Raw genomic sequence first — 25796 nt, forward strand, 5'->3', positions numbered from 1 at the left:
CCCCTACTCCCCTACTCCCCTACTCCCCTACTCCCCTCCCTCCGAGCGGCCTCCCGCAGATCGGCAATAACCGCGCGCCGGTCCTGCCGCCGCCAGGCAAGGTGGATGGAAACCGTGCGCCCGAACCATGGCATGTCGCGGAACATGATCGAGGGCGGCGCGGCCGTGCGTAGGCTCGCCTGCACGGTGGCCAGACCAAGGCCGGCGCTGACAAGCCCGAGCGAGGTCAGCGGATCCGCCGTCTCGTAAGCGATGTCGGGCACGAAGCCAGCCTCGGCGCAAGCGGCGAGGAACTGGCCACGATTGGTATCGTCTGGCTGGCGCACCACTGTGATCCAGACGCGGCCATCGAGATGGCGCGGCTGGATGTCGGGCACACCGGCCAGCGGATCATCCTCGGGAATGGCTAGCACCAGCGGCTCGTGGCGCAGCGGCGTGCTGGCGATATCGGGATCATCGGCCGCCGCGGGCGCATAGACCAAACCCAGATCGAGCGAGCGCTGCCGAAGCGCCTCCATCTGCGCCGCCGAGCGCAGGCTTCTCAACTGCAGATGAAAATTCGGTCGGTCGCGGCGGAACTGGCGCAGCATGCCGGCGACAAGCCCGGCATGGACCGCACCCTCGACATAGCCGATGGCAAGGCGCCCGACAGAACCGCTGGCCAGGTTGCGGCCAAGCTCCTCTAACCGACGCGCATTCGACAGCAAGGCGCGGGCCTCGGTCAGGAAGGCGCGGCCCTCGGCATTGAGATGAACGCGCTGCTTTGCCCGCTCGAACAGGGCGACGCCAAGCTGTTGCTCCAACTGAATGATCTGCCGGCTGAGCGGCGACTGCGAGATATGCAGCAGTTCGGCGGCACGACCGACGCTGCCGGTTTCGGCGACGGTGACGAAATATCTGATCTGGCGCAGGTCGAACATTTTTTTCTCCTCGACACCAAGTCCTTCCAGGTCTTAACTTTAGCCTAATCAGTCTTGGACTGTCTGACCACCTGGCGCGATATCTCCTGTCATCAACCGCTGACAACAGGAGACCGAAAATGCAGTTCCTTGCCCTTCTCACCCGCAATACGGAAAAGTTCACCGATGCCGATTTCGCACCCGTTCTGCCTGGCGAGGCCGAGCAGCGCCGCACCCTTTATGCCGAAGGCGCGGTGCGCCAGATCTGGAATCGCGGTGACATTCCCGGCAGCGGCCTGATGTTCGAAGCCGGCAGCGATGCCGATGTGCGCGGCCATCTCGCCACTCTGCCGCTGGTCAAGGCCGGCATGATGGACATTGCGGCGATCGTGCCGCTCAACCCCTATCCAGGGTTTGGCCCGAAGCGCTGAGGCTGACGGAACCCGAGGCGCCATGGTGACAAGCGCCTTGCATGTCATCAAGCCATTCGGCAGGCTGGTGCCGCCGCTCGCGGAGGCTAGACCAGCCTTTCGCGCTGGCGAGCGACAAATCGCCAGCGATGAAGGTGCAAATTGCATTCGACTGACTATCTCGGCCGCCTGTTCGGCCTCGAAGGCAAGCATGCCTTCATCACCGGCGCCAGCCGCGGCCTGGGCCTTGCCTTCGCGGAGGCGCTTGCGAGCGCCGGCGCGCGCGTCACCATCGGCGGCCGCAAGGCCGACGAACTCAAAGCCGCCGGCGAGCGCCTGCGCGCCGAAGGTCACACCGTGGCTGAAGCGATGATCGACGTCACCGACACCCAGTCGGTCGACAAGGCGATCGCGGCGGCCGAAATCGGCACCGGACCGATCGACATCCTGGTCAACAATGCCGGCATCCAGCGACGGGCGCCGCTGGAGAGCTTTAGCGACGCCGACTGGGACGCACTGATGGCTACCAATCTGGACGGCGTGTTCAAGGTGAGCCGGGCCGTCGTCAAGAGCATGATCGCGCGCCAAAGGGGGTCGATCATCAATGTCTCCTCGGTGCAGAGCGTGCTCGCTCGCCCCTCGATCGCGCCTTACGCGGCAAGCAAGGGCGCCATCACCATGCTCACCAAGTCGATGGCCGGCGAATGGGGCCAGCACGGTGTGCGCGTCAACGCCATCGCGCCGGGCTATTTCAAGACCGAGCTCAACGACGCACTGGTCGCCGACGAGACATTCTCCGCCTGGCTGACCGGCCGCACGCCGATGCGGCGCTGGGGCGAGGTGCGGGAACTCGCGGGCGCCGCCGTATTCCTGGCGTCCGACGCCGCCAGCTTCGTGAGCGGACAGACCCTGCTGGTGGATGGCGGGATTACCAGCGTCCTGTAGAGACCCGTGCCCGCGATGCACATCGTCACGAAACAGTCACACTAAATCGGGGATGCCATGTTAGGAATCGCAGCTGGCCGCCCCAGCGACCCCGACCGCATCAGAGACCGGCGAAGCCGCCATGAACATCGCCCTCCCCGCCGAAGGCACCGACCTGTCGCCTTACCTGCCCGATGAGCACGGGTTGTTCTTCATCTACCACTTCACCACCGAAGGGGTGCGCACCAGGGATTCCGGTGCGGCGCACTGGACGTGGCGCAGCTACCAGCTTTCCGACATGCGCGCCCGCCACGAGATCGGAGCCGACCAGGCCTTGCCGGCGCCGGTGCGCGAAGCCTTCCTGACCGCCAGCCATGGCTGCCATATCGACCTCGAGGATGACTGGCTCTATGGCGATCTGCCGGACCTGCGCCATGACTATTCGGCGGAAGCCGGCGGGCTTGGCCATTTCCGCTTCGCCCTCAACGATACGATGCTGGTCGGCGCCCGCAAGCAGCCGCTGCAATCGGTCGACAACATCCGCAAGGCGATCGAGAACGGATCGCGCAAATTCCGTTCGCCGGCCGAGCTGATCGAGGCCGTCGTCGGACAGTCGTTCGACGGAATGGCGGCGGAACTGGCGACCCTCAGCGACAGTCTCGACGGTATCGAGGACCGTATCGTCTGCGACGCATGGCACAATGAGCGGCAGGCGCTGGTCGATGCGCGCCGGCACCTGGTGGTCATCCATCGGCAGATGGCGACGCTGACCAATCTGTTTCGCCATCTCGACCATTCGCATCGCAACGACCTGCCGGATTCGATCAACGACATGGCGGCGCGGCTCTCGCACCGCGCCCAGACGCTGCACTATGACGGCGAGCAGTTGCAGGCGCGCACGCGGCTGCTGCAGGACGAACTGATGGCCAAGCTGACGACGCAGTCGAACCGGCTGCTCTATGTGCTGTCGGTGATGACGGCGGTGCTGTTGCCGATGACCATCATCTCGGGCCTGTTCGGCATGAATGTCGGCGGCCTGCCGCTGGTCAACACGCCCATGGGCTTCTGGGTGGTGACGGCGGTATCCCTGCTGATCGCGGGCGTGACCTATCTTTTCGTCAGGCGGCTCGGACAGATGTAGCCCGGCGCCGTCGCCAGCATGGACCAGGAATAGACCGCGAGAGCCGCCCAGATCAGGGCAAAGGCGATGGCCTGCGTGGTGCCGAATGGCTCGTCGAAGATCAGCACGGCAATCAGGAACACCATGGTCGGCGCTATGTACTGCATGATGCCGATGGTGGAGAGGCGCAGCAGCTTGGCACCGAAGGCGAACAGCAGCAGCGGCACGGACGTCACCGGCCCGCAGCCGATGAGCAGCGCGGTGTCGGTGCCATTGCTGGAGACGAAATGGTCCTGCCCGGTGGCGATCAGGAAAATGATGTAGCCCAGCGCCGGCACCGACAGCAAAAGCACTTCGAGCAGGAAACCCTGGCTGGGGCCGATCGGCAGCGTCTTGCGGAAGAAGGCGTAGGCGGCGAAGGAAAAGGCCAGCGCCAGCGACACCCAGGGTAGTTTGCCGCCATCGATCGTCAGCACGGCGACGGCAACCGCGGCAAGCACCACCGCCGCGATCTGCAGCCGGTCGAGCCGTTCGCCAAGCAGCAGCGCGCCGACCACGACGTTGACGAGCGGATTGATGTAATAGCCCAGCGCTGTCTCGACGGTGCGGTCGACGGCGATCGCCCAGACATAGATGCCCCAGTTGACCGAGATCAGCGCCGCCGTCAGCGCGGCCATGGCGATGGTGCGGGGCGAGCGGATCGCCGCCTTGAAGTCCGCCGTGCGACCGGCCCAGATCAGGACCGCGGCTGCGATCGGCACCGACCAGACGATGCGGTGTGCAATCACCTCGGCAAGTGGCAAATGCGCCACCGCCTTCATGTAGAAAGGCAGCAAACCCCACAAGAGATAGGCACCCAGCGCCAGCAGGAAGCCGCGGCGGGCTTTTGAATCTGTGTCGGAGGCAATTGCTTCAGCGGCCATGGGCCAACGCTATGGCCCAGTAACCTTGGCAAGACCATCGCAAAGTTCTGATGGATCAATGGACTTTCGCTGATGGTTCAAACTTACTCCGCCGCCACCAGCCCCGCCATCTCGCGGTTCTTCATCAGCTTGTAGACGATCGAATCCATCAGCGCCTGGAAGGACGCGTCGATGATGTTTTCGGACACGCCGACCGTCCACCAGCGGGCGCCGGTGCCGTCATGCGATTCGATTAGCACGCGGGTGATGGCCTCGGTGCCGCCATTGAGGATACGCACCTTGAAGTCGGCAAGCTCGAGATCGGCGATCTCGTTCTGGTATCTGCCGAGATCCTTGCGCAGCGCGATGTCGAGCGCGTTGACCGGACCATGGCCCTCGGCCACCGACATCTTCTCCTCGCCCTCGACCAGCACCTTGACCACCGCTTCCGACACCGTCTTCAACTGGCCATTGGCATCGAAGCGCCGCTCGATCATGCAGCGGAACGAGGTGACGTGAAAGAATTCGGGCAGGCCGTGTAGCATCTTGCGCGCCAGGAGTTCGAAGGAGGCGTCGGCGCCCTCATAGGCATAGCCCGAGGCCTCACGCTCCTTGACCACCGATATCAGGGCGTCGAGGCGGTGATCGTCCTTCGGTACATCGATGCCGCGCCGCTTCAACTCGGCGAGGAAATTGGCCTTGCCGCCCTGGTCGGAGACCATGACGCGGCGGCGGTTGCCGACCGATTCCGGCGGCACATGCTCATAGGTCGCCGGCTCCTTGGCGAGCGCCGAGGCATGAATGCCGGCCTTGGTGGCAAAGGCGGACGAACCGACATAGGGCGCCTGCGCTTCCGGGGCGCGGTTCAACAATTCGTCGAACGCGCGAGACAAGCGCGAAATGCCGGTGAGCGCCTCGTATGAAATGCCGGTCTCGAAACGGTCGGCGAAAGCCGGCTTCAGCGCCAGTGTCGGCACGATCGAGATCAGATTGGCGTTGCCGCAACGTTCGCCGATCCCGTTCAGCGTGCCCTGGATCTGGCGCACGCCGGCCTCGACGGCGGCCAACGAATTGGCCACCGCCTGGCCGGTGTCGTCATGGGCGTGGATGCCGAGATGCGCGCCCGGAATGCCCGCGGCAATGACTTTTTCAACGATTGCCCGCACTTCCGAGGGCTGCGTGCCGCCATTGGTGTCGCAAAGCACCACCCAGCGCGCGCCGGCTTCATAGGCCGTCCTCGCGCAGGCCAGCGCGTAGTCCGGATTGGCCTTGAAGCCGTCGAAGAAATGCTCGCAATCGACCATCGCTTCCTTGCCCGAAGCGACTGATGCCTCGACCGAAGCCTTAATGGCGTCGAGGTTCTCCTCGTTTGTACAGCCGAGCGCGACGCGGACATGGTAGTCCCAGCTCTTGGCGACGAAGCAGATGGCGTCCGATTTCGACTGTACAAGTGCCGCCAGCCCCGGGTCGTTGGAGGCCGACACCCCAACCCGCTTGGTCATGCCGAAGGCGACGAATTTGGCGCGTGCCGTGCGCTTCTGCTGGAAGAAGGCCGTGTCGGTCGGGTTGGCACCGGGATAACCACCTTCGACATAGTCGAAGCCGAACTCGTCGAGCAGTTCGGCAATCGCGATCTTGTCCTCGACCGAAAAGTCGATGCCCGGCGTCTGCTGGCCGTCGCGGAGCGTGGTGTCGAAGAGGTAAAGGCGTTGTTTTGTCATGGCCATAGCTCGAAAAATCGTCGCGGAGCGCAAGCAGGAAAGGCTATTTTCCTGCAAACTTGTCCGTCGCCCGGATCAACTGATCGAGGATGCCCGGCTCGGAATAGGCATGGCCGGCGCCTTCGATCAGATGAAAGTCCGCCTTCGGCCAGGCCTTGTGCAACGCCCAGGCGTAGCGCGCCGGGCACGGCATGTCGTAGCGGCCGTGGACGATGGTGCCGGGGATATCCTTGAGCTTATGCGCGTCGCGCAGAAGCTGCCCTTCCTCCAGCCAACCGGCATGGACGAAATAATGGTTCTCGATGCGGGCAAAGGCGACGGCGTAGTCGTCCTGCCCAAACGGGCCGCTGGTTTCAGGCTCCGGCAGCAGCGTGATCGTCTCGCCTTCCCACAGGCTCCAGGCGCGGGCGGCCTCGATTTGCGCCTTGCGGTCGGACCCGACCAGCCGCTTGCGGTAAGCGCCCATCATGTCGCCGCGCTCGGCCTGCGGGATCGGTGCCAGGAAACGCTCCCACTTGTCGGGGAACATTTCCGAGACGCCGAACTGATAATACCATTCGAGTTCCGCGCGGGTCAGCGTGTAGATGCCACGCACCACCAGTTCGCTGACGCGGTTCGGGTGTGTCTCGGCATAGGCGAGCGCTAGCGTCGAGCCCCAGGAGCCACCGAACACCAGCCATTTGTCGAAGCCGGCCATTTCGCGCAGGCGCTCGATGTCGGCGACCAGATGCCAGGTCGTGTTGGCCTCCAGCGAGGCGTTGGGCGTCGACTTGCCGCAACCGCGCTGGTCGAACAGGATGACGTCGTAGAGCTTCGGGTCGAACAGCCGCCGGTGTTTTGGCGAAATGGTGCCGCCCGGCCCGCCGTGCAGGAAGACCGCCGGCTTGGCGCCCTTGGTGCCCGAACGCTCCCAATAGACCTGATGGCCGTCGCCGACATCGAGCATGCCGGAGTCAAACGGTTCGATTTCCGGATAGAGGGTGCGCAAGCTCATAGTTTCAGGCCCTGTTGCGGCCAGTTGGCCGTTTCGTGATCGGGATGCTGGAAGGAGATGATCTGCTCCTGCCTTGTGTAGAAATCGGGGTCGTCGTGGACAGGCTGGTCGAAGATCGTCTCCACCCAGGGCAGCCGCGCGGCGTAGTTGACCTGGATTTGCGGCGCCAGATCGGAGCGGTCGTCGAAGGCGCCGATGGCGATCTCGAGCCCGCCGGGCTGGCGATAGGTCAGCGGTGTGCCGCAGCGCGCGCAGAAGCCGCGATCGATGTTGACCGACGACTGGAAATAGCTCGGCTCCTCATGGGTCCATTCGACACCATCCTTGGGCACCGTCACCAGCGCGCCGAAGAATGAACCAAACTGCTTCTGGCACATCCGGCAATGGCAAATGGACGGGCGTCCCAGCGCGCCTTTGACGCGGAAGCGCACGGCGCCGCACTGGCAGCCGCCGGTTCGGACTTGATCGGTCATGGTCTTTCCTCCGGCGGCCATTGCTCGGTGTCGTGATCGGGATGCTGATAGGAGACAAGTTCGGCGAGATAGGGGGCCGAGCCCATATCCGCCATCGTGTCCTCGCCCGGCAATCGCGGAATGGAATCCACATAGGGCAGTTTCGCCTCCGTGCCCCATTGAATGGTCGGCGCGATGCCAGCCGGATCATCGAAGGCGGCGATCGCCAGAGCCATGCCGTCAGGCGCCTCGAAGGTCAGCGGCGTGCCGCATTCGGCGCAGAAGCCGCGCCAGGCGGCACTGGAGGACCGGAAACGCTTGGGCTCGCCGCGCGTCCAGTCGACCTTGGCGCCGCGCACCGAGACCAGCGGCAGGTAGAAATTGCCGCTCGCCTTCTGGCACATGCGGCAGTGGCAGATCGAGGCGTCGCCGAGCGTGCCTTCGACACGGAAGCGCACCGCGCCGCACTGGCAGCCACCCGAGTAGACCGGCCGGTTGTCGAGGCTCATGACCGCTCACTCCGGCGCATGGCAGACGGCCTCGACATTGTTGCCGTCGGGATCGAAGACGAAGGCGCCGTAATAGTTGGCGTGATAGTGCGGACGCAGGCCCGGCCCGCCATTGTCCTTGCCGCCGGCGGCAAGGGCCGCGGCATGGAAGGCCTCGACCTCGGCACGGTTGCGCGCGGTGAAGGCGACGTGCTGATGAGCCTTCTGGCCATCCTTGCCTTCCTGTAGCCAGAACACCGGGCGGTCGCGGCCATAACCGCCAACCTTGGCGCCACCGGTGTATTCCAGCGGCACCATGTAAAGCAGCGAGGCTCCCAGCGGCGCCATCGCCTTGTCATAGAAAGCCTTGGAGGCGTCGAAATCGGAAACGTCGATGCCGAGGTGGTCGATCATGGGACGAGTTCCTCCCTTGCTGGTTGCGGCACTTCGGCGTTGGCCAGGCCGGCCGAAATGACGATGTGCTGGCAGACATTGTCGATATCGCGGATCACGTCATCGTTCCAGAAGCGCAGGATGGTCCAGCCGAGCGCTTCGAGCTTCGCGGTTCGCACTGCATCCAATTCCGAGCCTTCGGCTGTTGCGTGTTGGGAGCCGTCGATTTCTATGATTAGTTTTTTGGTCGGACATACAAAGTCGACGATGTAGCCCGCTATGGGCATCTGCCGCCGAAAAGATAGCCCCATCAGCCTATGTGCACGTATCTCATTCCAGAGCTTCAGCTCGGCATCGGTCATTTGCTTGCGCATCTTGCGCGCATTGCCGCGACTGAGAGGAGATACGAGATGATGGGTCATCGCGAGGCGCCCCCCTCTGTCCTGCCGGACATCTCCCCCTCTAGGGGGGAGATCGGCCGTTTTGCCGCTTGCGCCCGATCTTCAACGGCGGAGATTAGCGAAGGCTGAAATGGCTTCCAATCTCCCCCCTTGAGGGGGAGATGCCCGGCAGGGCAGAGGGGGGCGCCTCGCACCAACCTCTCCACTCCGGTCATATGAGCGGCCATCCTCACCGCTTGATCTCCCACGTCGTCATGCGCTCGCCGGTGAGCGGGTCCTTGCCGTCCTTCAGCTGTACGCCTTGCGCCAGGAGTTCGTCGCGGACACGGTCGGCTTCGGCCCAGTTCTTGGCGGCGATCAGTTCCAGGCGGTGGGCGATAGCCTTGGCCACCGCCACCTCATCCACCTTGGCCGCGTCTACGTCGAAGCCGAGGAAGGCGAGTGCCGTTTTCAGCGAAGCAGCAGCAGCGTTCTCTCCGTCGCCGTCAAAGTCGGTCGCCTCGCCGGCTAGCTGGGTCAGTTGCTGGAAGGCCGCGTAGGTCGCGAGATCATCCGACAGCGCCTCCACGACCTCCGCCGGCAACCGGCCTCCCGCGACCGGCGCCAGGTCCGCCGCGCGCTTCCATTTGCGCAGCGTGTTTTCCGCCTCCTCCAGCTTGCGCACGGAAAAGTCGATCGGTTCGCGGTAATGCGTCATCAGCATTGCCAGCCGCAGCACGTCGCCCGGCCATTTGCGGCCACCGAAAGTGTCGGTCTCCAGCAATTCGTGGATCGAGTAGAAATTGCCGTGGCTCTTCGACATCTTCTGGCCCTCGACCTGCAGGAAGCCGTTGTGCATCCACACATTGGCCATGACATCGGTGCCGTGGGCGCAGCGCGACTGGGCAATCTCGTTCTCATGGTGCGGGAAGATCAGGTCGAGGCCGCCGCCATGGATATCGAAGACCTCGCCGAGATAGGCGGCCGACATGGCCGAGCATTCGATGTGCCAGCCGGGCCGTCCCCTGCCCCACGGGCTTTGCCAGCCGGGCTCCTCCGGCGACGACAGTTTCCACAGCACGAAATCGCCGGGATTCTTCTTATGGGCGTCGACGGCGATGCGGGCGCCGGCCTGCTGCTCGTCGAGATTGCGTTTCGACAACTGCCCATAGTCCGGCATCGACGCCGTATCGAACAGAACTTCACCCGCCGCGACATAGGCATGGCTGCGTCCGATCAAGCTTTGAATCAAGGTGATCATGTCGGCCTTGCCGTCGGCGCGGGGCTCGACGAATTCGGTGGCGCGCGGCTCGACCGTCGGCTCCAGGCAGCCAAGCGTGGCGACATCGCCGTGGAACTGGTCGGCCGTTTTTTCGGTAACCCGCCGTATCGCTTCGTTGAGCGACAGTGTGCCGGCTGATATCTCGCCGCCGAAATCGCGCAGCGCGCGCGCGTTGATCTTGTCGTCGACGTCGGTGATGTTGCGCACATAGGTGACATGCGTCTCGCCATAGAGATGGCGCAGCAGACGGAACAGCACGTCGAAGACGATCACCGGCCTGGCATTGCCGATATGGGCGAAATCGTAGACGGTCGGTCCGCAGACATACATGCGCACGTTCTGCGGATCGATCGGGACAAAATCCTCCTTCGTGCGCGTCAGCGTGTTGTAGAGGCGCAGACCCTGTGATGCGTCAGACATTCCCTGCCTTCCCGGTTTTCAGAACTTCTTGTCGGATGGAGCCAGCCAGCGCCGAGGCGCAAATCAAGCTCCAGCCTGCTGGCCGGGGCGTTTGTCCAATCTGGGGAAAGATGAGGCGAAAACGTCCGGACCAGCGCGAGGCTAGCCAATAATGCAAATGCCACAAATGGCGAAAGACGTTTTCATGGGCGGCTTTATCGCCCTGACCAGTGTTGCCGTCAAGTCGCTCATGCCGGGAAAAACATCGCCAAGACGGGCAAACGCATCGCCCGATGACGCGGAATCAGTCAGTGAAACATTTTATTAAACATGTCGGCACAGTCATGAAACATTCGCCGGCTAGATCACCACGCGTCACGATTTGGTCGGAATCAACCATCAAACGCAGACACGGAAATGTTACCAGGGAAGAGAAACATGCCTCGAAGCAAGCAGGAAGCCAACCGCGCGAAGCAACCGGCGCTGGCCAGCCACTATCGCGCGATCGGCCCGGCCGCCATCGTCGCCGCCCTTCTTCACACCGCCAAGAAGAACAAGCCGGCGCAGAAGATCGTATCGCCCCGCGCCGCCTGAAGCGGCGCCCCGGCCGACGCAATCGCCGGCACAGAGGGCGAACGGCGCCCTGGACATGAAGACCTCGACAGGCTTCGCTAGAACAGCGTCATCTGACTGTCGTCCGCGCCGGACTTCTGGCGCCTGACTTTCTCGGGCTCCGGCCCGATCTCACCCTTCTCTTGAATCTCCGGTCCAGTGTTGGCGACCTTGTTGACGAGGTCGGAGACAGGGATCGCCTCGAAGAAATCGGGCTGCGCCGGCCGCAGCAAATCGTCGACATCGCGCGGTTCGAGCGTGCGGCAATCCAGCCAACGAGCGAAATCCCTGGGGTCGATGACCACCGGCATCCGGTCATGGATGTGAGCGATGTCGGCATTGGCGTTGACTGTCAGGATCGCGCCGGTATCCATTTCCGAACCGCCCGGCTCGGCATACGTTTCGATCAGGCCGGCAAAGGCGATCAGTCGGCCATGCCTTGGCCGTATCCAATAAGGTTGCCCCTTCTTGCCGCCGGTCTGCCGCCATTCATAGAAGCCCGATGCCGGTACCAGCGCGCGGCGATGGCGCATGGCGGCCTTGAACGAGGCCTTCTCGATCGCCCCTTCCGAACGCGCGTTGAACAGCAGCGGAAACTCCCTGGTGTCCTTAACCCAGGCGGGAATGAGACCCCAGCGCACCAGCATTGCCTGCCGGTCCGGAAGATTGGAGCCCGGAGCTCGCGGCGCGCCCGATATCGCCATCAGGACCGGCTGTGTCGGCGCGATGTTATAGCGGGCCGGGAAATCCTCGAGCTCGGCAAGACCCAGCAAGGCCGCGGTCTGGTCCGGCGTGGCGGTCAGGGCGAAGCGTCCGCACATGATCGATCGTGTCTTTCGAATCGTTCGATGTTGAAAGTGGCGATCGAACCGGCGTTGCGCAACTGTTAAAGCTTGCCCATGCTGCCGGTCCACAAAAGACCTGCCTCAAATGAGTTGACTGGGCATCGATGAACACAACACGCAAGACACTCCCGGCGGTCTCTGTGGCCGTTGTGCGTGATGACACCGTACTCCTGGTCAAGCGGGCGCGCTCGCCGTCACAAGGGCTCTACGCATTTCCCGGCGGCAAGGTCGAAGCCGGCGAGACGCTGGAGGACGCGGCACGGCGCGAGCTGCTGGAAGAGACCGGCTTGCACGCTACGGGATTTCGCCCGCTTCGGGAGATCCACATCGACGGCAGGGACGACAGTCATCCGGTCGATTACCACCTCACCGTCTTCGGCGCCGCTTACGCCGGCGGCGAGGCGGTGGCCAGCGACGATGCCGAGACGGCCGCCTTCTACACACTGGAAGACATGACCCTGTTGCCGCTTGCCGGTTCGGTGTTCGAAGTCGCCGAAGAACTGCTAGTCCCGATTCGAATACGCTGACGCAGCACTGAAAAATCGCCTTGCAGGTGACAAATTGTTTCGCCACAAGGCTCATGTTGTCTCGCCAGCCGCGACGTTTGAGGCCGTTAGGCAGACCATAAAGGCTGAAGTCGTCAGGCAGAGCAGGCTTATGAACCGTCCGTCGATACTCCTCGCCATTTGCCTTGCCGTCAGCATGATCATCCCGGCTCGGCCTGCGTTCAGTGCCGACTCGCCGTTCGAGCCGGGACTGATGCGGCTGGCGGAGGTTCTGGGGTCACTGCATTTCTTGCGCAATCTGTGCGGGGAAAAGGGCGACCAGTGGCGGGGCGAGATGGAAAAGCTGCTCGATTCGGAAAATCCCGACCCGGAACGCCGCGCCCGCTTCATTGCCAGCTTCAACCGCGGCTATCGTTCCTTCGGCGGCACCTACACCCAGTGCACCGCTTCGGCTACCGAAGCCATCAGCCGCTATATGAAGGAAGGTGAGACGCTGTCGCGCGACATCGCCTCGCGTTATGGCAACTGAGCATCAATCAACAGATATTAGACCCAACGGCAGAGACTATCGCCATATCCGGCTTGTGCCTGTCTTTGTCTTGGTGCAATCCTGATGTTGCGCTTTTGCAACAGCGTTAATCAAACGTTACCGCACGAATGCGGAATTAACTCAAACTGAAGGTTTTCACCCCGCAGGCAGTCCTAATCGGCTAAGTTTGATCCGGGTTGAAACGCAGCTTCGCCAACACAGTTGCCCCCTGTAAATGACGATCAAAAAAATGTCGTATTTACAGATACTTACTTGGAGCCGCGTGTGAACGGAACAGATCAGGCCTGATCCACACTGATGGGTTGCCGCTTGAAAGGGTGGACATCGCTTATGGAACATGCTGCCAACGACATCGACGCGCTGGTCAGGGAAGAAAAGCGGCTGACGGCGGTTGAGAGCCACAGCGAAGCCTGGGCGGAAGGCCTTTCGGCCGGCATCGAGCCCGACATCATTGCCGAAGCGGCCCTCGAAACGGCATTCGGCGAGATGCTGCGCGCCAATGGCGAGACCTCGGCCCTTGCCCTGCTCGACCGCATGCGCGAGAAGGTCATTGCTGGCGCCTTCGAACCCGAGCGGCTGCGGCACTGAACCGGTATCCGGTTCTTTGACGGCGGAATACCGTTCGGGCGTCATGCCCGAAGCAAGGAGAAACGGGCAGTGAATTTTCCGATGTCAGGCGGGCCGAAGGTCTTGGTCCTCTACATCCGCCTCGCTGCTTGCTACGCCGCGATTTCCTTGGTGACGTGCCTGTCCAGCAGCCCGGCCTATGCGCTGAGTGAGATCAAACGCGAAGAGCTCCCCGCGCCAACCACACCGTCGACGGATGACGACACCTCGTCGCCTGGGAACACGATCCCCATGCCCGATCCGGTGGGAACACCGCCTTCAACTAGCCAGCCAGCCGCCCCGGACGCGGCCGAGCCGGACAAGTCGCCGGACGGCGGGAGCAACAGGCCGCGTGTCGATCCGGAGGCCCCCCTACCGGAGGTCGTCTACGACCTTGGCAGGCTGCCCGAGCCCGTGCGGCGCATGCATGACCTGATCATCGAAGCCTGCAAGAGCGGCGACATCGAGAAGCTCAGACCCTTAATCGGCAAGGGCGACAGCATGACCCAGCTGTCGCTGGCCGACATAGACGGCGATGCCATCGCCTTCCTCAAAGGGCTGTCCGGCGACCCTGACGGCCAAGAGATCCTGGCCATTCTCGAGGAGGTGCTTTCCGCCGGCTACGTCCATGTCGACGCAGGCACGCCGCAGGAACTCTATGTCTGGCCGTATTTCTTCGCGCTGCCGCTCGACAAGCTCGACGCCAAGCAGCGGGTCGAGCTGTTCAAGATCGTCACCGCCGGCGATTTCGACGACATGAAACAGTTCGGCGCCTACATCTTCTATCGCGTCGGCATCACCCCCGCCGGACAATGGACCTTCTTCGTCGCCGGCGACTGAAGCTGCCGCCTTCGCCTTGCGGGTCTAGACAAGCGCCTCGGAAAACTCCACCGCCCTGCCCTGGCCTGGCGTCGCGATCTCGCCTTCCCACATGACGCGCTGACCGCGAATGACGGTGCCGACAGGCCAGCCGGTCACTTGCTTGCCGTCATAAGGCGTCCAGCCCGCCTTCGAGCCGGCCTGCGCATTGGTGATGGTCTCGCGCCGCTTCATGTCGACAATGGTGAAGTCGGCGTCATAACCGGCTGCGATGCGGCCTTTCCCAGCCATGCCGAAGATGCGCTGCGGGCCATGGCTGGAGAGATCGACAAAGCGCTGCAGGGTCAACCGGCCGGCATTGACGTGGTCGAGCATGATCGGCACCAGAGTCTGCACGCCGGTCATGCCCGAGGGCGAGGCCGGATAGGATTTTGCTTTCTCGGCCAATGTGTGCGGCGCGTGGTCGGAGCCGAGCACGTCGACAATGCCCTGCGCAATGCCGTGCCAGACGCCGTCGCGGTGGCGCTTGTCGCGCACCGGCGGGTTCATCTGGATCAGCGTGCCGAGCCGCGCATAGTCGTCGGCGGTCAGCGTCAGATGGTGCGGCGTCGCCTCGCAGGTCGCGACATCCTTGTGCTGTTCGAGGAACAGGATTTCCTCCGCGGTCGAGATGTGCAGGACATGGATGCGGGCGCGGACGTCGCGCGCGATGCGGACCAGCCTTTCGGTGCAGCGCAAAGCGGCGATCTCGTCACGCCAGACCGGATGCGATGACGGATCGCCTTCGATGCGCTCGCCCAGGCGCTCGCGCAACCGGAACTCGTCCTCCGAATGAAAAGCGGCGCGGCGGCGGGTGTTTCGCAGGATCGAGGCGACACCTTCGTCGTCCTCGACCAGCAGATCGCCGGTGGACGAACCCATGAAGACCTTTATTCCCGCGGCGCCTGGCAGCCGCTCAAGTTCGCCTACATCCCTGGCGTTGTCGCGAGTACCGCCGACCCAAAAAGCAAAATCGCAATGCATGCGGCCGCTGCCGCGCCGGACCTTGTCGGCAAGCGTTGCCTCGCTTGTGGTCAGCGGGTTGGTGTTGGGCATTTCGAACACGGCGGTGACACCGCCCAGAACCGCCGCCCGCGAACCCGTTTCCAAATCTTCCTTGTGCTCCAGTCCGGGCTCGCGGAAATGCACCTGGCTGTCGACGACGCCCGGCAGGATATGCAGGCCCCGGCAGTCGATCGTCTCGCCGGCCGAGGCCTGGCGCAGATCGCCGATGGCGGCGATGCGCCCGCCCCTCACGCCGACGTCGCGCAGCCCCTCGCCGTCATGATTGACCACTGTGCCGCCTGTCAGGATGAGGTCGTAGGTCATGGTGATGCTCTCTTGCGGGGGGAGTGTCAGCGGCTTACGTAATGGCCAACCGTTTTGCAAGATCAGGCTTTTATACGCTCCATGCCCTTTGCCCCGCTGAAAGACCGCGCGCTCATCTCCGTCTCCGGCCCGGATGCCGAACACTTTCTGCAAAACATCCTGACCATCGATCTCGATGCGCTTGGCAACGGTGAGGCCAAGCCGGGCGCGCTGTTGACACCGCAAGGCAAGATCCTGTTCGACTTCCTGATCTCACGAGCGGGAGAAAACGCCTTCCGCATCGAATGCCATGCCGATGTTTCAGATGATTTCGTTCGCCGGCTGATGCTCTACAAGCTTCGCGCCAAGGTCGAGATTGCCAAGCCGGAACAGACGCTTGTCACTGTCGCCTGGGGAAAAGAGTCAATCGCCTCAGAAAGTGATTCAACCGCGGTCGCCGACAGGCGTTTTGGCGACGAAGGCGTCACGCGCTTCTATGCCGACACCGCGGATACCGGCGACGTCGCCGCGTGGCAGGCCTTTCGCATCGCCCATGGCGTCGCGGAGAGCGGTGCCGATTATGCGTTGGGCGACGCTTTCCCGCACGACGTGCTTCTCGACGAGATGGGCGGTGTCGGCTTCAGGAAGGGCTGTTATGTCGGCCAGGAGGTCGTCTCGCGCATGCAGCATCGGGGCACCGCCCGGCGGCGCGTGCTGATTGTCGAGGCCAATCTTGCCCTGCCCACCTCAGGCACCGAACTCACCGTCGAGGGGCGGCCGGTCGGCGTGCTCGGCTCGACCGCCACCCTGACCGGACTCGCCATCGCCCGCATCGACAGGGTTAAGGCGGCGCTCGATGCCGGCCAGCCGATCCTGGCAGGCGACGTACCGGTGACGCTCACTATCCCCAGCTGGGCCAAATTCAGTTTCCCGCAGGAAACCGTCGGCGCTGAGGAAGCCTGATGGCGGCGGACCGCACCGGCGCGCCATCACGAGCCTGGCAGCGCATGCTGTCCGGCCGCAGGCTCGACCTGCTCGACCCCTCGCCGCTCGACATCGAGATTTCGGACATTGCGCATGGGCTTGCCCGCGTCGCACGCTGGAACGGCCAGACCAGCGGCGAGCATGCCTTTTCGGTCGCCCAGCATTCACTGCTGGTCGAAGCGCTGTTCAATGAGCTGGTGCCCCAGGCTTCCGCCGACGACCAGTTGGCGGCACTGCTGCACGACGCGCCCGAATATGTCATCGGTGACATGATCTCGCCATTCAAGTCGGTGATGGGCGGCAGCTACAAGGATTGCGAATTGCGCCTGCAGCGCGCCATCCATCTGCGTTTCTCGCTGCCTCCCGAATCGACTGCCATCCTGCGCAGGGAGATCAAGCGCGCCGACCAGATCGCCGCCTATTTCGAAGCAACACTGCTTGCCGGCTTTTCGACCGCCGAGGCGACCGAGTTCTTCGGCCGCCCGCGCGGTTTTTCCGCCGGGCGTTTCGACTTCACGCCACGCTCGGTGACCTGGGCACAGGATGCGTTCCTGAAGCGGTTTTCGGCGATCGAGACGTCAAGACGCCACGTTGCGACATCCACGCTAGGGTAGAGAACGCTAAATTAACCGGAAGCGTCAACAGTGTGGTGTTCGATCAAGCACCGCAGGGGCGCCTCATGCCCGTCGTGGATGTCAAGGATGGTTCGGTCGTCCCGAAACGGGCGGCCGAAGGCATGGAACGCTCTCGCCGCATGCAAGATGAGCTGCGCGAACAAAACGAGCGCTTTTCGGCCGCCGTCGAGAACATGTCGCACGGCTTGTGCATGTTCGACGCCGACGAACGCATGATCATCTGCAACCGCAACTACATCGACATATTCCATCTCGACGCCACGGTGATGCGGCCTGGCATCGGCTTCATCGACATCCTGCGGCACAGCGTCGACCTCGGCGTCGCCTCGCAGAGCGCCGACGAGCTCTACGCCATCCGCAGGCCCTATATCGACCAGGCGAAACCTTCGACCTACGAAGAAATCCTGTCGGACGGCCATATCATTCTTATCTCGCACCGGCCGCTGGCTTCGGGCGGCTGGGTCTCGATCTACGAGGACATCACCGAACAGCGGCGCGCCGAGCAGGATCTCAAGGAGCAGCATCGCCGCTTCGACGCAGCGCTCGCCAACATGTCGCAAGGCCTGCTGATGTATGACGCCGACGGCAAGATGATCGTGCGCAACGGGCGTTTTCTGGAACTGTACAATGTCACGGCGGCCGACTTCCCGCTTGGAACGACACACCGCGAGGCGCTCGAACGATTGCTGGAACTCGGCATCTACACGAAGATCGACGTCGACAGCGAGGTCGCCAGGACCGAAGCCTGCCGGCGGGCGGGGAAAATGCACTCGACGTACCGCCATCTTGCCGACGGCAGGACGATCCTGGTCGTGCGCCAGCCGATGAGCGGCGGCGGTTGGGTGGCGACGTTCGACGACGTGACGGAACGCCGTCTGGCCGAAGAGCGCATGACCCATCTTGCGCATCACGACACGCTGACCGGGCTGCCCAACCGATCTATGTTTCGCGAACGGCTCGACCTCGCGCTGGAGGATGTGGGAGCCACGCCGCTGGCGATCTTCTCGCTCGACCTCGATCGCTTCAAGGCGGTCAACGACACCTGGGGACATCCCGCCGGTGACTGGCTGTTGAAGAGCGTGGCCGAACGACTTCAGCGTTGCCTGCGCAATGATGCGGACATGATCGCCCGTTTCGGCGGCGATGAGTTCGTCATCATCCAGTCGAACTTCAAGGGGATTGCCGATGCCGAGAAACTGGCGAAGCGCATCGTCGAAGCCATCGCAAAACCATTTCGCGACAAGAGCCGCGAGATGCATGTCGGCGTCAGCCTGGGCATCGCCGTTTTCCCCGCCGATGGCCGTGACGCCGACACGCTGCTGAAGAACGCCGACACGGCGCTCTACCGGGCGAAGAGCGAAGGGCGAAACCTCTATCGCTTCTTCGAACCTGGAATGGACGCCGTCGTGCAGGCCCGCAGAGCGCTTGAAGTCGACCTGGAGGCCGCGCTACGGCGCCACGAGTTCGATCTCGATTTCCAGCCCATCATGAACATCGCTTCGGGCGAGATCATCGGCGCGGAGGCCTTGATGCGCTGGCATTCCCCGGCGCGCGGTACTGTCGGGCCGGACAACTTCATTCCGGTCGCCGAAGAAACCGGGCTTATCGTGCCGCTTGGCGAGTGGGCACTGAGGAAAGCCTGTACGGCGGCGGCAAGCTGGCCGCCCGGTTTACGCATCGCCGTCAATGTTTCGGCGGTGCAGCTCAAAAGCAGCGGGTTTGCCCGCGACGTGATCTCGGCACTGGCTTTTTCCGGCGTGCCGGCAGGACAGCTGGAACTGGAGATCACCGAAACCGTACTGATGGACGAGAGCAAGGCCGTGCTGAAAACGCTGCGCCAGTTGCGTGAGCTCGGCATCCGCATCGCGCTTGACGATTTCGGTACCGGCTATTCCTCGCTCGGCTACCTCAGGCGTTTTCCAGTCGACAAGATCAAGATCGACCGATCATTCATTCGCGACATGGGCAACCGCGACACGGCGGCGATCGTCCGCTCCATCATCGGTCTTGCCAGCGAGCTTGGCATCGTCGTCACGGCCGAGGGTGTCGAGACCGAGAGGCAACTCGACATGCTGCGCGACAATGGCTGTGTCGAGGCGCAAGGCTATCTGATCGGCGTGCCGTCGAAGGCAGCGGATATCCAGCGCCTGTTGAAAGCGCGTGCGCCGCGCAGCCAGACCGGCTGACAGCATCGGAGCGAACTCAGTTCAGCGTTTCCAGGTATTTCTCGTGGAAGCTGACATAGCCGGGTTCGACCACCTTCAGGTGCCGCTCGATCAGCGCGTGAAACCGCGGCAGTTGATGAAAAGGCACGCCGGGATAGGCATGATGCTCGGCATGGAACGGCATGTTCCAGGCCAGCTTGCGCACCGCCCAGTTGGTCAGCGTCGTCCTGGTGTTTTCCAGCATGTTGGCGACGAACGGACAGCGGCCGTGCTCGGCAAGCAGATAGAGGCGCAGGAATGGCTGTCCCAACAGAGCGGGAATGATCCAGACATGGAGCAGCACCGTTGCGTGAAAACACACGGCAAGCGCCAGGATCACGACATAGAACGCGATCATCGCACGCGCCTCGGCGCGCACTTTGGGCAGGCCTTTTGGCGGCACATAGCTATCGTGGCAGTCCCCACGCGCGTTGATGTATAGCGTCTTGAAATGCCCCCACCACACCGGCAGGCCCGAGACGTGGACAATGTATTGCCGCAAGGTCTCAGGCTTCGGGAAGGCAAGCTCGGGGTCGTTTTCCGGATCCTGCGTGTACCGGTGGTGGGCGAAGTGGAAGTAACGGAACCAGTCGGCGGGCAGCGCGATGGCCAGGCTGCACAGCCGCGCCACGCCGTCGTTCAGCCGCTGCGTATTGAAAGCCGTGCGGTGAACCGTCTCGTGCAGCAGTGTGAACAGGAACACGATCAGGATGCCTTGCGGCAGCATCAGCAATGGCCAGAACGGCACCTTGGCCGCGATCAGCGATCCAATGATGACAATCGCGCCCAAGTGAGCGCCGAACTGGAACAGGCCCGCGACATCGGATTTGGCCGTCAGGCGATTGCGCTCTTCTGACGTCAGTGACGCGATGATGTCGCGATGGTCCATCGGCTTCGATCCAGGCTAGACAATGATGAAGATCACTCTAGTCCACGAAAAAGCTTTCCAAAAACGACGATACCTGCGATTTGGATAAGCTAAGCTTGTCTATCTGGCGATCATGGTCACATCCCCATCCCTGAAAGGCCTTCAGGCTTTCGAAGCCGCCGCACGTACGGGCAGCTTTGTCGCGGCGGCGGAAGAACTTTCGGTCTCGGCTGCCGCCGTCAGCCAGCTTATCCGCACCTTGGAGGAGCAGATGGGCCGCAAGCTGTTTCAGCGGGTCAACCGGCGCGTTGTCCTCACCGAGGCCGGCGTGGAAATGTTGCCGCGGCTGACCGTGGCTTTCCAGGAGATCGGCAGCGTCTCGCGCGAGCTGGGCGGCGATGCATTCCGCCCGCGCCTGGTGGTTTCGGTGCCGCCATCCATGGCCATGGGCTGGCTTTCGCAGCGTCTGGCCGGCTTCGTCGAAAGCCATGGCGCTGCTGACATATCGCTGCGTGGCGATGACGACCCGGTGCCTTTCGACCGCGAACTGATCGACATCAGGCTCTCCTACGGCCCGCACTATCGTGAACATCCGACCGAGGACATTGCCAGGGACGCCGTCTATCCGGTCTGCGCGCCAAAGCTTGTCGGCACCAACAAGGTAGACGGCGAGCCGCTCGCCGCCCTGCCGCTGATCCACACGGATTGGGGACCGACCGGCGCTTCGTTTCCGTCCTGGCGCAACTGGTTGGAGGCGACGAATGCCCAATCTGGCCGGGCAGTGCGGCGCGGCCTGTCGGCCAATTCATCGCGCGCGGCACTCGACCTGGCCATTTCCGGATTGGGCGTGACGCTGGCGCAAGGGATCTATTGCGCCGAAGCGGTGGAGGACGGCAGGCTGGTCCGGCCCGCCGCCGGGGCGATCGCGCTACGCCAGCCCTATTGCCTGACCATCCCGGAGCGCAGCGCCAAGCGCGATGTGGTGACCGCGTTTCGCGATTGGCTTATCGGCGAATGCCGGCGCGCTGTGGGTTCGCCGGCGCTGCGCTGACCTGTCAGCTCCCGTTTGTCAGAGGTGGCCGCTCAAGGCCGCCACCATGTCCTTGTTCGTCGCCACCGGCACGATCTCGAACTCGACCAGATCAGCCCATTCGATGACCCATCGCTGCAGCAGCGTGACGTCATCCGTCTCCACCAACAGGAAGCAGCGACTCATATCCGCCGCGATCCAGCTGTGGTGAACGACAAGCTCGTCCGGCTTCAGACGGCCTCGATCATGGAAGCGGCGGTAGATATCCTTGCGGTCGCAGCCGGTGAAATCCTCGATCACGATGAACTGCATCTTTGCCCTCGGTTGAATTACCGTCCCGGCCGGTCCAGCCGCTCCAGGAACCACTGCGTCAGCCGTACCCAGACCTCGTCCTTCTCGCCGGAATCCTCCCAGCCATGGTCGAGATTGGGGTTGTCGTTGACCTCGATGACGAACACGCCGTCCTTGGTCTCCTTGAGGTCGACGCCATAGAGGCCGTCGCCGATGCAGCGCGCCGCCTTGACAGCGGTTTCGACGACATGGGCCGGCGTCTCCTTCAGCGTGAAGGTCTTGATGCCGCCCTGGTCGGGCTTGCCATTGGCCTTGTGGTTGACGATCTGCCAGTGCTTCTTGGCCATCAGATAGTGTACGGCAAACAGTGGCTGGCCGCCGAGCACGCCGACACGCCAGTCATATTCGGTCGGAATGAATTTCTGCGCGATCAGGAGGTCGGAATCCTCCAGCCATTCGGTGGCAAGCGTCTTCAGCTCCTCGAAATTGGCGCATTTCTTGACGCCGCGCGAGAACGAGGAATCCGGGATCTTCAACACCAGCGGAAAACCCAGCGTCTGCGCCGCGAGCTCCAGATCCGAGGTGCCGGCGATCATCACCGTCGGCGGCACCGGCACCTTGTTGTAGGCCATCAGTTCGTTGAGATAGACCTTATTGGTGCAGCGGATCATCGACAGCGGGTCGTCGATGACCGGCATGCCTTCCTGCTGGGCGCGGCGGGCGAAACGGTAGGTGTGATTGGAGATCGAAGTGGTCTCGCGGATGAACAGCGCATCGTAGTTCGCCAGCTTGGCGAGGTCCTTCTTGGTGATGGGTTCGATTTCGACCCCCATCTTCTCGGCGATCTTGGCCCAGTAGCGCAGCGAGGAGATTTCCGAGGGCGGCAATTCCTCATGCGGATCGACCAGCGTGGCGAAGGTGTAGCGCGCCGGCGTGCGGCCCTTGGTGTCGCGCCACTCGCGGTTGGTGTAGGTCTCCAGGCACTGGATGAAGCTCTTTTCCTCGTCCTCGGTCATGCGCGCCAGCGGATGGAAGCCGATCTTGCGGATCGAAGCCCATTCGGCGCTGTCCTTGATGTGGACTTCGAGCGCCGGCGCCCGGAACCAGTCGAACAACAGCTTGGCAAAACGGTCCCAGACCTTGGACGGGCCGATGCCGAAGAAGATGCAGACCTTCGCCGGAAAGGTGCCGCCGAGATCCTTGCGGCATTTGTTGAGCGCCAGTTCCAGTTCCGGCAAGGCATGCTCGTAGAGCTTGCGCTCCGACAGGTCGATCATCGTCTCGACGGTCGGGATGACCTTGTGTCCGCGCGAACTCGCCAGCAGCGAGGCGTAATAGCCGCGGCTCTGGTAGCCGTAATTGTTCGACAGGTTGATAACCTTCGGCCGCTGTCCGCGGAACAGCGAGGGATGCGCGAGATAGTCGCGATTGGTGATGATCTTGTGCGGTGTCGCCACCTGGTCGAGATCGCTCTGCCTGCCGGTAAGAATGACCCAGGTCATTATCTCTTTCCCAAAGTGATGGCGGCGCGCAGTCCGTCGCGGCCGAACTGCGCCATGTTCATGAAGATGCCGTAAGGCACGGGAATGTTGGCGGCATCAAGGATGGTTTCCTGCCTTTCATCCTCGACCCACGGATCGTGGATCAGAATATGGTCGCCATCATCGCCGATGGCGAGCACCCAGTGCGGCACCTTCTTGCCGAACATCAGGAAGCCGCTGATCAGCACCAGCACCAGTTTTCCTCCGGCGAGAGCCGCCCTGATATCATCTATGGTGAACGGACGGTAATTCACCGGGATACCGTAAAGTTCCGCGCGGCGGCGAAAGTCGACCTGGGCGAGTTCCATGACCCGGCGTTTGTCCGCGCTGCGTACCGATTGCAGGAACAGCGCGCCGTAGAAGGAAACGTAGATCTCCGCCGCAAGCCCGCTTTCATAGCCCGAGACAGCCAGGCCGAATGGTTCGCAGCCGCCCGGTCCCGACATCATGAAGACGGTCGTCGCCTCGCGCCAGAGTCGGATTTCCATCACCGGGTCGGGTACGAAGCCACCATCGAAATTGGCCATGGCCATCATCAGGCAGCATGGCCCGCAGGTGAACTCGCAGGTCTGCTGGTAGAACGGCACCCTGGTGGCGACCGGAAGGTCGCCGCGCAGGGTTTTTTCGTAGCGCAGCGCCGTCGCACCGTCCTCGTAGTAACCCGGCTCGCGGCCAATCTTGCGGTAGCCGGCCTGCTCGTAGATGCGGATGGCACGGCCATTGTCCTCGCGCACTTCGAGACGCAGCATCATGCGGTCATGTTCGAAGGCGGCTTCTTCCGCCGCCGACAGCAATTGACGGCCTATGCCGAGCCTGCCGAAAAACGGGCCGACGGCTATGGAATAAAGCCGCGCCACACCACTGCCCTTGCGAAACAGCACGATCGCGTAACCGCCGACGCGGCCGTCGATTTCGGCGGCTAGCGTCTCGGCGGTCTCGCGCTCGATGAACTGACGGAAAGAGCGGCGGGAGATACGGTCGCTCGAGAACACAGCCTTCTCGATGGCGGCGAGATCATCGACGTCGGACGCGCGGGCCGTGCGGATCTCGGCAGGCATGCGGCTTGAGAAAACCTCGATTGCGTTGCGGAAACGGCCCCGGTCAAAAGCGTCGCGAACACCGGCCGAAACGCCGGCATTCATCAAGCGCTATCGCTCCTTGATTAGGGCCGAATTGTGACAGTTTCCCCGGCGGCAAGGAAGCCGGCAAGCTTTGCACGCAATCGCTGTTCTTCAAGCCAGCCGGCCGCGCAAGATCGCAACGTCTCAGCCGGCGAGACCGGCCAGAAGCTGGCCATAGGCATTCCTGGCCACGACCGCCAATTGCTCGCGCGGCAGCGAACCGACGACGGCGCAGCCATAGCCCTTGTCCAGCCAGTAGACGGCCTGCGGGCCGTCCTGCGCCGAGGCGTAGGTACCCTTGGCATTCTCGGCCGATTCCGCCGTCACGAAGAGGGATATACGCTCGCCCTTGTCGTCTTCGTAGAGCAGCATCGCCGCCTTGCTTTCACCGGCCGGCAGCAACCGGCCGCCGATCAGCTGAAAGCCGTTAGCGCTCAGATCCGGCGCCACCAGCTTCAGGCCGACCCGGTTGGACAGCCAGGTCTGCAAATGATCCTTGTCGCTGGCCGGCACTTCCACCGCATGCCGCTTCTCGGCGGCGTAGATGACATGGGCGGCGATCGCCTGTTCGGCCAGTTGATCCTCCGCCGGATCCTCCTGCCCGAAGCCGTCGATGCCGGCAAAGTAACCGCCAAATCCGCCCGTGGCGAGAAGCACGGCCGCAGCGGCGGCAAGCCACCAGCGTGAGCGTGGCACGACTGTCTTAACAGGCGCTTCGCCGAGCACCACCTTGCGCAAGCGCGCGGGAACAGGCTCATCCGGCACGCCAGCGAAGGCGGCACGCAATGCCTCGCGGTCGGCGGTGAAGCGGACGCTCCTCGCCTTCATCTCCGGATTGGCATCGAGCCATGCATCATAGGCGGCCCGCTCATCGGCCGGCAGTTCGCCGTCGAGCGCCATGTGGATGTCCCGTTCGGAAAAATCGCGGCGGATCATTTCTCGACGATCCTTATGGCGCGGCGGCGAGCCGTGTCGTCCAGCAGCCCGCGCAGTTCCTCACGCCCACGCGCGATGCGTGACATCAGCGTGCCCGCGGGCACACCCAGAATGTTGGCGGCTTCGGCATAGGAAAAGCCCTCGATGGCGACCATGACCAGGGCCGCGCGGCGATCAGGGCTGATCGCTTGCAATGCGTCGATGATCTCGCGCGAAGCAATGCCCTCCAACTGTTCGGCCGGCTGGGCAACCGCCTCGCCCGCCTCCAGCGGCAGCATCGCGGCTTCGCCGCGACGGTTCACCTTGCGCATCTGGTCGATGAACAAATGATGCATGATCGTAAACAGCCACCTCCTGGGGCTTTCTCCCGTCTGCCAGTTGTCAAGCCGCAACAGTGCACGCTCGAGGCAGTCCTGAACGAGGTCGTCGGCAGAATCACGGTCGCGCAGGAGCGAGCGTGCGTAGCGGCGCAGGCGCGGTATTTCGCCTAGGATTGCTGCCTTCTTTTCGTCCATGACCGCTGGTTCTGAGGTCGCC

Annotated in this window: 29 protein-coding genes; 12 read left to right on the forward strand and 17 right to left on the reverse strand. The window is 63.1% G+C overall.

Going from position 1 to position 25796, the window contains the following annotated elements:
* Nucleotides 1-11: 11 nt before the first annotated feature.
* Complete coding sequence (locus LB564_RS20880; RefSeq protein WP_224540589.1) at nt 12-920, reverse strand: LysR substrate-binding domain-containing protein; 909 nt, start codon at nt 918-920, stop codon at nt 12-14.
* A 119-nt stretch (nt 921-1039) separates the two neighbouring features.
* Between LB564_RS20880 and LB564_RS20885 the strand changes: the two genes are divergently transcribed.
* The 3 genes from LB564_RS20885 to LB564_RS20895 all read left to right on the forward strand — a co-directional run bounded on the left by LB564_RS20885 (nt 1040) and on the right by LB564_RS20895 (nt 3374).
* Nucleotides 1040-1330: a muconolactone Delta-isomerase family protein gene (locus tag LB564_RS20885; protein ID WP_140710960.1), complete on the forward strand. Its 291-nt coding sequence runs from the start codon at nt 1040-1042 to the stop codon at nt 1328-1330.
* Between the two features lie 141 nt (nt 1331-1471).
* Nucleotides 1472-2254 (forward strand): glucose 1-dehydrogenase, encoded by a 783-nt coding sequence (locus tag LB564_RS20890; RefSeq protein WP_224540592.1) that lies wholly within the window; start codon nt 1472-1474, stop codon nt 2252-2254.
* A gap of 121 nt (nt 2255-2375) precedes the next feature.
* Nucleotides 2376-3374 (forward strand): transporter, encoded by a 999-nt coding sequence (locus LB564_RS20895; RefSeq protein ID WP_224540594.1) that lies wholly within the window; start codon nt 2376-2378, stop codon nt 3372-3374.
* Here LB564_RS20895 and rarD read toward each other — a convergent pair.
* The 8 genes from rarD to cysS all read right to left on the reverse strand — a co-directional run bounded on the left by rarD (nt 3341) and on the right by cysS (nt 10385).
* Nucleotides 3341-4276 carry an EamA family transporter RarD gene (rarD, locus tag LB564_RS20900; RefSeq protein ID WP_224540596.1) on the reverse strand — a complete coding sequence of 312 codons (936 nt, stop codon included), beginning with the start codon at nt 4274-4276 and terminating at the stop codon, nt 3341-3343. The genes LB564_RS20895 and rarD overlap by 34 nt on opposite strands.
* Before the next feature lie 83 nt (nt 4277-4359).
* Nucleotides 4360-5982, reverse strand: a complete 1623-nt coding sequence (gene cimA / locus LB564_RS20905; protein WP_224540598.1) for a citramalate synthase — start codon at nt 5980-5982, stop codon at nt 4360-4362.
* A 37-nt stretch (nt 5983-6019) separates the two neighbouring features.
* Entirely contained in the window at nt 6020-6970 is a 951-nt protein-coding gene (gene pip, locus LB564_RS20910; protein ID WP_224540600.1) for a prolyl aminopeptidase, read from the reverse strand.
* Entirely contained in the window at nt 6967-7443 is a 477-nt protein-coding gene (locus LB564_RS20915; protein ID WP_224540602.1) for a GFA family protein, read from the reverse strand. The genes pip and LB564_RS20915 overlap by 4 nt, the downstream gene beginning before the upstream one ends.
* Nucleotides 7440-7931: a GFA family protein gene (locus LB564_RS20920; protein WP_224540605.1), complete on the reverse strand. Its 492-nt coding sequence runs from the start codon at nt 7929-7931 to the stop codon at nt 7440-7442. Before LB564_RS20920 ends, LB564_RS20915 begins: the two co-directional genes overlap by 4 nt.
* Nucleotides 7932-7937: 6 nt before the next feature.
* Entirely contained in the window at nt 7938-8324 is a 387-nt protein-coding gene (locus tag LB564_RS20925; RefSeq protein ID WP_140710934.1) for a VOC family protein, read from the reverse strand.
* Nucleotides 8321-8725, reverse strand: coding sequence for an endonuclease domain-containing protein (locus LB564_RS20930; protein ID WP_224540607.1), 405 nt, complete (start codon nt 8723-8725; stop codon nt 8321-8323). The genes LB564_RS20925 and LB564_RS20930 overlap by 4 nt, the downstream gene beginning before the upstream one ends.
* A 208-nt stretch (nt 8726-8933) precedes the next feature.
* The gene (gene cysS, locus LB564_RS20935; protein WP_224540609.1) at nt 8934-10385 is read right to left on the reverse strand and encodes a cysteine--tRNA ligase; all 1452 of its coding nucleotides are present in this window, start codon (nt 10383-10385) and stop codon (nt 8934-8936) included.
* Nucleotides 10386-10802: 417 nt separating this feature from the next.
* On the opposite strand from cysS, the gene LB564_RS20940 reads away from it, so the two are divergent.
* Nucleotides 10803-10958 carry a hypothetical protein gene (locus tag LB564_RS20940; protein ID WP_140710940.1) on the forward strand — a complete coding sequence of 52 codons (156 nt, stop codon included), beginning with the start codon at nt 10803-10805 and terminating at the stop codon, nt 10956-10958.
* Between the two features lie 77 nt (nt 10959-11035).
* On the opposite strand, the gene LB564_RS20945 is transcribed toward LB564_RS20940, so the two are convergent.
* Complete coding sequence (locus LB564_RS20945; RefSeq protein ID WP_224540611.1) at nt 11036-11797, reverse strand: SOS response-associated peptidase; 762 nt, start codon at nt 11795-11797, stop codon at nt 11036-11038.
* Nucleotides 11798-11925: 128 nt separating this feature from the next.
* Here LB564_RS20945 and LB564_RS20950 point away from each other — a divergent pair, with 128 nt between their 5' ends.
* The 4 genes from LB564_RS20950 to LB564_RS20965 all read left to right on the forward strand — a co-directional run bounded on the left by LB564_RS20950 (nt 11926) and on the right by LB564_RS20965 (nt 14323).
* Nucleotides 11926-12348: an NUDIX hydrolase gene (locus LB564_RS20950; RefSeq protein WP_224540612.1), complete on the forward strand. Its 423-nt coding sequence runs from the start codon at nt 11926-11928 to the stop codon at nt 12346-12348.
* Between the two features lie 130 nt (nt 12349-12478).
* Nucleotides 12479-12856: a TIGR02301 family protein gene (locus LB564_RS20955; RefSeq protein ID WP_140710946.1), complete on the forward strand. Its 378-nt coding sequence runs from the start codon at nt 12479-12481 to the stop codon at nt 12854-12856.
* A gap of 351 nt (nt 12857-13207) precedes the next feature.
* Nucleotides 13208-13465: a hypothetical protein gene (locus LB564_RS20960; RefSeq protein WP_140710948.1), complete on the forward strand. Its 258-nt coding sequence runs from the start codon at nt 13208-13210 to the stop codon at nt 13463-13465.
* Between the two features lie 69 nt (nt 13466-13534).
* Nucleotides 13535-14323 (forward strand): alanine and proline-rich secreted protein Apa, encoded by a 789-nt coding sequence (locus LB564_RS20965; RefSeq protein ID WP_224540615.1) that lies wholly within the window; start codon nt 13535-13537, stop codon nt 14321-14323.
* A 24-nt stretch (nt 14324-14347) separates the two neighbouring features.
* On the opposite strand, the gene LB564_RS20970 is transcribed toward LB564_RS20965, so the two are convergent.
* Entirely contained in the window at nt 14348-15670 is a 1323-nt protein-coding gene (locus tag LB564_RS20970; protein ID WP_224540617.1) for a dihydroorotase, read from the reverse strand.
* Between the two features lie 81 nt (nt 15671-15751).
* Between LB564_RS20970 and LB564_RS20975 the strand changes: the two genes are divergently transcribed.
* From LB564_RS20975 to LB564_RS20985, 3 genes are all read left to right on the forward strand, one after another.
* Nucleotides 15752-16612 (forward strand): YgfZ/GcvT domain-containing protein, encoded by an 861-nt coding sequence (locus LB564_RS20975; RefSeq protein WP_224540619.1) that lies wholly within the window; start codon nt 15752-15754, stop codon nt 16610-16612.
* Nucleotides 16612-17247 carry an HD family hydrolase gene (locus LB564_RS20980; protein WP_224540621.1) on the forward strand — a complete coding sequence of 212 codons (636 nt, stop codon included), beginning with the start codon at nt 16612-16614 and terminating at the stop codon, nt 17245-17247. Before LB564_RS20975 ends, LB564_RS20980 begins: the two co-directional genes overlap by 1 nt.
* A 65-nt stretch (nt 17248-17312) precedes the next feature.
* Nucleotides 17313-19454: a putative bifunctional diguanylate cyclase/phosphodiesterase gene (locus tag LB564_RS20985; RefSeq protein WP_140710672.1), complete on the forward strand. Its 2142-nt coding sequence runs from the start codon at nt 17313-17315 to the stop codon at nt 19452-19454.
* A gap of 16 nt (nt 19455-19470) precedes the next feature.
* Here LB564_RS20985 and LB564_RS20990 read toward each other — a convergent pair whose 3' ends face one another.
* Nucleotides 19471-20361, reverse strand: a complete 891-nt coding sequence (locus LB564_RS20990) for a fatty acid desaturase family protein (protein ID WP_140710670.1) — start codon at nt 20359-20361, stop codon at nt 19471-19473.
* 112 nt (nt 20362-20473) lie between these two features.
* Here LB564_RS20990 and LB564_RS20995 point away from each other — a divergent pair, with 112 nt between their 5' ends.
* On the forward strand, nt 20474-21391 hold the full coding sequence (locus LB564_RS20995) for a LysR substrate-binding domain-containing protein (RefSeq protein WP_224540623.1): 918 nt from the start codon (nt 20474-20476) through the stop codon (nt 21389-21391).
* 18 nt (nt 21392-21409) lie between these two features.
* On the opposite strand, the gene LB564_RS21000 is transcribed toward LB564_RS20995, so the two are convergent.
* The 5 genes from LB564_RS21000 to LB564_RS21020 form a co-directional block, all read right to left on the reverse strand.
* Nucleotides 21410-21682, reverse strand: coding sequence for a DUF3303 domain-containing protein (locus tag LB564_RS21000; RefSeq protein WP_224540625.1), 273 nt, complete (start codon nt 21680-21682; stop codon nt 21410-21412).
* A 17-nt stretch (nt 21683-21699) separates the two neighbouring features.
* A complete protein-coding gene (locus LB564_RS21005) occupies nt 21700-23163 on the reverse strand; it encodes a RimK family protein (protein WP_140710664.1) in 1464 nt (487 codons plus the stop codon).
* Nucleotides 23163-24260 (reverse strand): GNAT family N-acetyltransferase/peptidase C39 family protein, encoded by a 1098-nt coding sequence (locus LB564_RS21010; protein WP_140710676.1) that lies wholly within the window; start codon nt 24258-24260, stop codon nt 23163-23165. The genes LB564_RS21005 and LB564_RS21010 overlap by 1 nt, the downstream gene beginning before the upstream one ends.
* A gap of 207 nt (nt 24261-24467) precedes the next feature.
* Nucleotides 24468-25259 carry an anti-sigma factor family protein gene (locus LB564_RS21015; protein WP_140710662.1) on the reverse strand — a complete coding sequence of 264 codons (792 nt, stop codon included), beginning with the start codon at nt 25257-25259 and terminating at the stop codon, nt 24468-24470.
* Nucleotides 25256-25774 (reverse strand): RNA polymerase sigma factor, encoded by a 519-nt coding sequence (locus tag LB564_RS21020; protein ID WP_140710660.1) that lies wholly within the window; start codon nt 25772-25774, stop codon nt 25256-25258. Before LB564_RS21020 ends, LB564_RS21015 begins: the two co-directional genes overlap by 4 nt.
* Nucleotides 25775-25796: the final 22 nt, after the last annotated feature.

This window comes from Mesorhizobium sp. ES1-6 (assembly GCF_020164775.1).
Taxonomy (GTDB): domain Bacteria; phylum Pseudomonadota; class Alphaproteobacteria; order Rhizobiales; family Rhizobiaceae; genus Mesorhizobium.